The sequence below is a fragment of the Actinotalea sp. C106 genome (genome assembly GCF_023630195.1).
GTDB lineage: Bacteria > Actinomycetota > Actinomycetes > Actinomycetales > Cellulomonadaceae > Actinotalea.
Map to the genome: position 1 here is coordinate 21,910 of NZ_JALPKN010000011.1, position 7,260 is coordinate 29,169.

At 74.5% G+C, this 7,260-nt stretch carries 9 protein-coding genes and 1 riboswitch; of the genes, 6 read left to right on the top strand and 3 right to left on the bottom strand.

The window, feature by feature from the left end:
• Nucleotides 1–4: 4 nt before the first annotated feature.
• Nucleotides 5–802 carry a metallophosphoesterase family protein gene (locus tag L0B03_RS01705; protein WP_250443285.1) on the bottom strand — a complete coding sequence of 266 codons (798 nt, stop codon included), beginning with the start codon at nucleotides 800–802 and terminating at the stop codon, nucleotides 5–7.
• A gap of 126 nt (nucleotides 803–928) precedes the next feature.
• On the opposite strand from L0B03_RS01705, the gene L0B03_RS01710 reads away from it, so the two are divergent.
• On the top strand, nucleotides 929–1,588 hold the full coding sequence (locus tag L0B03_RS01710; RefSeq protein ID WP_250443288.1) for a GntR family transcriptional regulator: 660 nt from the start codon (nucleotides 929–931) through the stop codon (nucleotides 1,586–1,588).
• Nucleotides 1,585–2,607, top strand: coding sequence for a 1-aminocyclopropane-1-carboxylate deaminase (locus L0B03_RS01715; RefSeq protein ID WP_250443290.1), 1,023 nt, complete (start codon nucleotides 1,585–1,587; stop codon nucleotides 2,605–2,607). Before L0B03_RS01710 ends, L0B03_RS01715 begins: the two co-directional genes overlap by 4 nt.
• A gap of 63 nt (nucleotides 2,608–2,670) precedes the next feature.
• Here L0B03_RS01715 and L0B03_RS01720 read toward each other — a convergent pair whose 3' ends face one another.
• Nucleotides 2,671–3,237 (bottom strand): GNAT family N-acetyltransferase, encoded by a 567-nt coding sequence (locus L0B03_RS01720; protein WP_250443293.1) that lies wholly within the window; start codon nucleotides 3,235–3,237, stop codon nucleotides 2,671–2,673.
• Nucleotides 3,238–3,343: 106 nt separating this feature from the next.
• On the opposite strand from L0B03_RS01720, the gene L0B03_RS01725 reads away from it, so the two are divergent.
• Both L0B03_RS01725 and L0B03_RS01730 read left to right on the top strand, forming a co-directional pair.
• Entirely contained in the window at nucleotides 3,344–3,634 is a 291-nt protein-coding gene (locus L0B03_RS01725) for a hypothetical protein (RefSeq protein ID WP_250443295.1), read from the top strand.
• A gap of 22 nt (nucleotides 3,635–3,656) precedes the next feature.
• Nucleotides 3,657–4,100, top strand: coding sequence for a nuclear transport factor 2 family protein (locus L0B03_RS01730; RefSeq protein ID WP_284501256.1), 444 nt, complete (start codon nucleotides 3,657–3,659; stop codon nucleotides 4,098–4,100).
• Between the two features lie 3 nt (nucleotides 4,101–4,103).
• On the opposite strand, the gene L0B03_RS01735 is transcribed toward L0B03_RS01730, so the two are convergent.
• Nucleotides 4,104–4,289, bottom strand: coding sequence for a hypothetical protein (locus tag L0B03_RS01735; protein ID WP_250443301.1), 186 nt, complete (start codon nucleotides 4,287–4,289; stop codon nucleotides 4,104–4,106).
• 9 nt (nucleotides 4,290–4,298) lie between these two features.
• A riboswitch (cyclic di-GMP riboswitch) is annotated at nucleotides 4,299–4,374 on the bottom strand.
• Between the two features lie 164 nt (nucleotides 4,375–4,538).
• Between L0B03_RS01735 and L0B03_RS01740 the strand changes: the two genes are divergently transcribed.
• The gene (locus L0B03_RS01740; RefSeq protein WP_250443306.1) at nucleotides 4,539–5,204 is read left to right on the top strand and encodes a hypothetical protein; all 666 of its coding nucleotides are present in this window, start codon (nucleotides 4,539–4,541) and stop codon (nucleotides 5,202–5,204) included.
• A 177-nt stretch (nucleotides 5,205–5,381) separates the two neighbouring features.
• The coding region (locus L0B03_RS01745; protein ID WP_250443309.1) for a beta-galactosidase at nucleotides 5,382–7,260 on the top strand (1,879 nt) is incomplete at its 3' end.

Consider the following 7,260-nt stretch of genomic DNA (forward strand, 5'->3'; position numbering starts at 1 on the left):
CTGACTACCTGAGGACGTCCTCCGCCCGCAGCCCCCGCTCGGCGTGCAGCCCGCGGTACACCCCCGTGCGCAGCTCCACGGCGTAGGCCTCGAGCGACGGCATCCCCACCCCGCGGGCCACGGCGATCTCGGCCTCGACGTCGAAGGGGACGCGCACCATCTGCAGGCCGAACACGTCCGCCGTACTGCCCGCCGGGACCCCCTCGAGCACCACGTAGGACGCCGCCGTCTCGTCGAGCGGGTTGCCCGCGCTCCCCGCGTTGATCAGGGTGCGGCCGTCGCGGACCTTGACGAACGCGTCATGGATGTCGCCGTAGACGACCATCGTGGGCGCGGGCCCCTCCCCGGTGAGCGGGGTGGTCGCGAACATGGCGTCGAACTGCTCGTCGGTGTGCCGGGCGTGGACCCGCACATGCACGCTCTCGGCCGAGGCGTGCAGCAGGCGGATGCGGCGTCCGCTCAGCTCGAGGTGGTGCACCAGGGGCAGCGCCGCCAGCCAGGCGCGGTCGTCCGCGGTGAGCTCCTCCTTCCACCAGGTCATCGGGTCCCCGGGCGGGAACTCCTTGGTGGGCAGCAGGTCGTCCCAGTTGCCGCGCACCGTGACCGAGCAGCGCTCGCGGGTCCGGGCCACGGCCGCCGAGCCCCGGGGACCCTTGCCGGCCACGTCCCCCAGGTTGATGACGGTGCCGATGCCCCGTGCGTCGATGTCGGCGAGCACCGCGTCGTAGGCGGTCATGTTGCCGTGTACGTCGGAGACGACGGCGATCCGCTCGACCACGCCCGCGGTTCCGCTGCTGTCCACGCTGAGAGCCCCCTCGATGCTGGTCCGCTCAGCGTAGCCAGCACCTGGGCGCCGTCCTGCCGTTCCGGCGTCGTCCGACGCCCCCGGCTCTTGTCCACCTCGCTACTGACATGTTAGATGTCAACCATGCATCACCTGCCCCCCGTCCACCGCGTCCTGCTGCGCGATCAAGCCGCCGCGCGCATCCGGTCTGCGATCGTCGACGGGGACCTCGCCCCGGGCCACGTCATCAAGGACACCGCCCTCGCGGCCCAGCTCGGCCTCTCGGTCGCCCCCGTCCGCGCCGCCCTGGTGACCCTCGGGGACGAGGGCCTGGTCGAGACCAAGCCCCAGAGCCACACCCGCGTCACCCCGCTCGACGCCGAGGCGGTGCGTGGGGCCGCCGTCGTCGTCCGCTCGATGCACGAGGTCGCGACCCGCGCGGCCGCCCCGCACCTGACCACCGAGGACCTCGACCGCATGCGCGCCGCCAACGAGCGTTTCGCCGCCGCGGTCCGCTCCGGCGACACCGAGGCGGCCCTCGCGGCGGACGACGACCTGCACCAGGTGCTGCTCGACCGCGCGGGCAACGCCGCGGCCCAGGCCACCGTCACCCGCTTCACCCCGATGATCCGGCGGCTCGAGCGCCAGCGCTTCGCCGCCCCCCACGGTCACGACTCCGTGGACCTGCACGCGCGCCTCATCGAGGCGTGCTCGACCGACGTCGACGCCGCCGTCGCCCTGACCACCGCGATCTGGACCACGCTCGTGCACGAGCTGGACCGCGCCCACCTGGAGGCGACATGACCACCCTCGACGACCACCCTCGTTACCCGCTGCTCTTCGGCCCCTCCCCGGTGCACCGCCTCGACCGGCTCACCGCCGAGCTCGGCGGCGCCGAGGTGTGGGCCAAGCGCGAGGACTGCAACTCCGGCATCGCCTACGGCGGCAACAAGACCCGCAAGCTCGAATACCTCGTGGCCGACGCCCTGGTCCAGGGCTGCGACACGCTCGTCTCGATCGGGGGCGTGCAGTCCAACCACACGCGTCAGGTCGCCGCGGTCGCCGCCCGGGCCGGCCTGCGCTGCGTCCTGGTCCAGGAGAGCTGGGTCGACTGGCCCGACCCGGTGTACGACAAGGTCGGCAACATCCTCATCTCCCGCCTCGCCGGGGCCGAGGTCCACCTGGTGCGGGCCGGGTTCGACATCGGCTTCCGCGAGAGCTGGGAGCGCGCCCTGGCGCAGATCGAGGCCGACGGCGGCAAGCCGTACGCGATCCCTGCGGGCGCCTCGGACCACCCGCTCGGCGGGCTGGGCTTCGCCGGGTGGGCCCGGGAGGTCGCCCAGCAGGAGGAGGAGCTCGGCGTCTTCTTCGACACCGTGGTGGTCTGCTCGGTCACCGGGTCCACCCAGGCCGGCATGGTCGCAGGCTTCGCCCTCGCCGAGGAGCAGGGCGCCCGGTCCCGACGCGTGCTCGGCGTCGACGCCTCGGCAGACCCGGCCAAGACCCGCGACCAGGTGCTGCGCATCGCCCAGAGCACCGGCCGGCGGATCGGCCTCGAGCGTGAGGTGACCCTCGAGGACGTCGAGCTCGACGAGCGCTTCCACGCCGGCACCTACGGGATCCCCGACGAGGTCACCCTGGACGCGATGCGCCTCGCCGCCCGCACCGAGGGCATGGTCACCGACCCCGTCTACGAGGGGAAGTCGATGGCCGCGACCATCCGGCTCGTGCGCGACGGCGAGATCCCGGCCGGGTCGACGGTCCTCTACGCCCACCTCGGCGGTCAGCCCGCGCTCAACGGGTACAGCGCCCTGTTCAGCTGAACGGTGGGTAGGCCGCACCGAGCTGTGCGGCCGCTCGCCACCAGCGGGGCGATCGCCGCGCCGTCAGGCCTGCCCGGTGACGACCCCCAGCATCCCGACGTCGACCTCCCGGTCGGCGTAGACCAGCCGGACGGCCTCGGGGTCGGGGTTGCCGACGTCGGGCCCGCGCCACAGCTGCTGCAGCCCGGCGCGCTCAGCCGCCCGCCGTGACCTGTCGTTGTGCTCGAGGAGGTAGGCGGCGACGGGGACCTCGGGGTGCTGCGTGGTGGCCGCGGACCGTGCGGCGGCGATGAGCTCCTGGGCCATGCCCCGGCCCCAGACCGTCGGGCTGAGGCGGTAGTAGAGGTTCCACACGGGACCGCGGTGCAGGCGGCACCCGCCCATCCCGACCAGGGCGCCGGGCCCCTCGTCGAGCCGGGTGCGCACGGTCCAGAAGTCCAGGCCGCGCTCCTCCCAGCCGGCGATGGTGTCGGTGAGGATCCGCTCGGTGGCCTCGACCGTGGCGTGCCGGCCCGCGGGGAAGTGCGCCCACACCCCGGGGTCGGCGTGCAGGGCATGCAGCTCGGCGAGGTCGCCCTGCACCGGCGGGGAGAGGACGAGCCGCGGCGTCGTCGTGGTCCCGGTAGCCATGCCCGGAGTCTCCCACCGGCGCGCGGGCCGAGCGCGGGTCCCCCCTTCGGGTGAAGCCGCGCTCCGGGGGGCGCGACGGCGGCCTGATGCCCCGTATGGTCGTTTTGTGACCCCGGAGCAGCAGCAAGGCATCGCCCGCGCACTGCTCGACGCCCTCACGGCCCTGGACCCGGAGGATCGGGTCGCCTCGCGCCAGGCGGTGCCCCTCGCGATGGCCCAGCTCGAGGGTCTCGTCGCCGGCGCAGAGGACAAGGCCACGCCCGTGGCCTACGGCGCCCTGACCCTCGCCAACGTGTGCGTGGCCCTGGTCGCGCAGATCAAGGACGTGGACCGGCTCGACGTCATCGCGGCCCTGCGGCCGCTGTTCGCCGAGGAGGCCGGCCGCGAGGCCGCCTGAGGGCGAGGACGGACTCGCGCACCTGGACGCGGTCGCTGCGGTGCAGCGGCTGGGTGTGGACTACTGCCACGGCGCCGACGAGCGCGACCTGATCAGGTTCCTGTCCGTGTGGCACCCCGACGCGACCTGGGACGTCGGTGGGCCGACGTTCACCGGCCACGCCGAGATCCGCTGGGCGATCGAGCGCCAGTGGGAGTCCCTGGCCCGGGGGCACCACTGGAGCACGGGCCTCGAGGTCGAGGTCGACGGGGACTCCGCGGTGGGGCGCAGCGTCGCGCACGCGCTGACCCGTGGGTCTGACGGCACCTGGCGGCTGAGCGTGGGGGAGTACGCCGATCTCTACGCGCGACGTGACGGTCGGTGGGCGATCCTGCGCCGCACGGCGACGGTCACCTCGAGCACGGTGCTCGCCCCGCGCCCCGAGACGGGCTTGCCGACTCGGGGCGGCGGGGCTGAGGACGGCTGAGGGTCAGCGCACCTGGGTCGGGAGGCCCGACAGGAGGGCGCGCGCCTCGGCGGCCGAGCCGGGGGTGCCGGTCCCGCCGCCGATGACCTGAAGCCCGTCGCGGACCCAGCGGGCCGTGACGGTCGTGGGGGCGGTGGCCGCCTGGGCGGCGAGCGCTGCGGGGAGGGGTGCTACGGGGTTCATGTCCATGTCCGCTCGTTCGGTGGCTGGGCGGCCCCCTGCGGGGCCCCTGGCTTTGCGTCCCCGCCTCTCGGCGGGTTTGCCCTTCTCGTGACGAGTCCCGGTGATCCCCCGTCCCGTGACTCCTTCTTCTCATCGTCTGACAATTCGGACACCTTGAGCGATCACATAAGTGACCTACATCACACCCGTGCCGTCACGGGTTTTCACGGGGGGCGAGGTGCGGCCGGAGCGCTCACGCCGACCGTGGCTCGGCCGATGGGTCTGGTGACCGCATCCGGCACGGACAGGGGGCTCATGGACGGCATCGCCGCGATCAGTGCACGCATCGCGACCCTCCAGAGCACCCTGCACACCCTCGGCGGGGCCGCCCCGAGGGCACCGCACGCCCCCTCCGCCTCGGCCGTGGACTTCGCGTCGGTGCTCGCCGCGCAGACCGCGGCGACGCAGACCGCCCCCGCCCAGGCAGCCGCCGTGCAGGCGACGCCGGGGGCTCTCCCCGCCGTCCCCGGCTACACCGCCGAGCAGGTGGGCAACGCGGCCGCCGTCGTCGAGACCGGCCGCACGATGGGCCTGTCCCTGCGTGACCAGGCCCTCGCCGTGATGACCGCCATGGGGGAGTCCTCGCTGCGTGTCCTCGACCACGGGGACACGGCCGGGCCGGACAGCCGGGGCCTCTTCCAGCAGCGGGACAACGGCGCCTGGGGCACCCTCGCCGAACGGATGGACCCCGCGGCGAGCTCGCGCAGCTTCTACTCGGCCCTGACCCGCGTCGAGGGGCGCGACACGATGGCCCCGACCCTCGTGGCGCACACCGTGCAGCGCAACGCCGACCCCCAGCACTACGCCCGCTACTGGGAGGGCGCCGTCTCCCTCGTGGCGAGGATCTCGGGCACCACCCCCGCCCAGGTCGCCGCCGGCTGAGGCCGACCCGACCTCCCGTCTCGACCGGGCCCGAACCCCCTGCTCGACCCGCCCCGGCCCGGCCGTCCGACGGCGCCTCCTCGCCCCGGGCGGCGTCCTCTCCCTGGTCTCAGGTCGAGCCGCGCCGCGTGCCGTGAGAACCTCGTCCGCGGCAGGGACGGAGCTGAGGAGACGCGCATGACCGAGCAGTTGCCCCACGGCGGGACGAACGGGACCGACGAGGGCATCGCACCGTTGGCCGTCCGGCACCGCCCCTGGACGGGCCCCCTCACCCGCCCGGCCATGGCCAACGAGCAGGACCAGCGCCCCGGCCTGGGCCTGACCAACCGCTACCTCGAGCGTGATGGCGCCCCGGTGATCCCCGTCTCGGGGGAGATCCACTACTCACGGGTCCCGCGCGACCGGTGGGCCGAGCGGCTGCGGCTGATGCGCTCGGGAGGCGTCACCGTGGTGGCGACCTACGTCTTCTGGATCCACCACGTCGAGGAGCGCGGCCGCCCGCAGTTCGAGGGCGAGCTGGACCTCGGGGCCTTCGTCGACCTGTGCGCCGAGACCGGGCTCGACGTCGTGCTGCGGATCGGTCCCTGGTGCCACGGCGAGGTGCGCAACGGCGGTCTCCCCGACTGGGTGCAGCAGGCCGACGTCGCGCACCGCACCGACGACCCCGCCTACCTCGAGCTGGTGCGCGAGTGGTTCGGCCAGGTGGCCGCGGCCGTGGCGGACCGGTGCGGTCCCGACGGCCCCGTGATCGGCATCCAGATCGAGAACGAGATCTACGACCAGCCCCAGCACGTCGCGACCCTCAAGGGGCTCGCCCGCGAGGCCGGGCTCGCCGCCCCGCTGTGGACGGCGACAGCCTGGGGCGGGGCGCAGCTGCCCGTCGGTGAGGTGCTGCCCCTGTTCGGCGGCTACGGCGACGGGTTCTGGGTCGACGCCGACCAGCCGTGGGACCCGACCTTCCGCGAGCACCACCTGTTCTCCCACGTGTGGGACGACCCGGGCATCGGGGCGGACCTGCGCAGCGAGGCCGCCCAGGCACGCCTCACCCCGCCCGACCGCACACCCTCGCCAGACTTCCCGGCCGCGACCTGCGAGCTCGGCGGCGGGATGGCCACCGCCTACCACCGGCGCCCGTGGCCCCGGGCCCTCGACGTCGCGACCGTCGCCCACGTCAAGGTCGGCAACGGCTCGGCCTGGCAGGGCTACTACATGTACGCGGGCGGCACGAACCCCTGGGGCCTGGCCGGCCCCGAGGGCCCCGGGCTGCAGGAGTCCCAGGCCACGGGCTACCCCAACGACCTGCCCCGCCGCAGCTACGACTTCCACGCCCCCGTGGGCGAGGCCGGGGACCTCGCGCCGAGCCACGCCGAGCTGCGCCGCCAGCACGCCTTCCTCGCGGCCTTCGGTCCCACCCTCGCCGACATGCCCTCGACCCTCCCCGAGGAGCTGCCCACGGGCGTCGAGGACGTCACCACCCTGCGCTGGGCCCTGCGGTCCGACGGTCGCAGCGGCGTGCTCTTCCTCGCGTGGCACCAGCCCCACGTGCCCCTCGACCCCTACGTCGACGCGCGCTTCGAGGTCACCCTCGACGACGAGGTGCTGACCCTGCCCTCACGGCCGGTCACCATCCCGCCCGGCACCCTCGCGCGCTGGCCCGTCGCGTGGTCGGTCGGCGGCCTGCGCATCGCCTGGGCCACCGCCTCCCTGCTCACGGTCCTCGAGCCGGTCCCGGGGAGCGACGCCGGCACCGGGACGGACGCCGGCACCGGCACCGAGGCCGACGGCGTGCCGACCCTCGTGCTGACCGCCGAGCCCGGGATCGACGTCGAGGTCGTCCTCGCCCCTGACGACGTGCTGCACCTCGAGCCCTCGCTCACCCCGCACCGGATCACCCGGGGCGAGGGAGCCGTGGACCTGCTCGTGCTCGACGCCGAGACCGCGCGGACCGCGTGGGTCCGCGAGCCGGGCGGGCGCACGCTGCTGCTCTGCGCCGAGGCCTTGACCTGGGGGGCCGACGGCGCCGTCCAGGTGCGGTCGGCCTCCGGGGCGCCCCAGG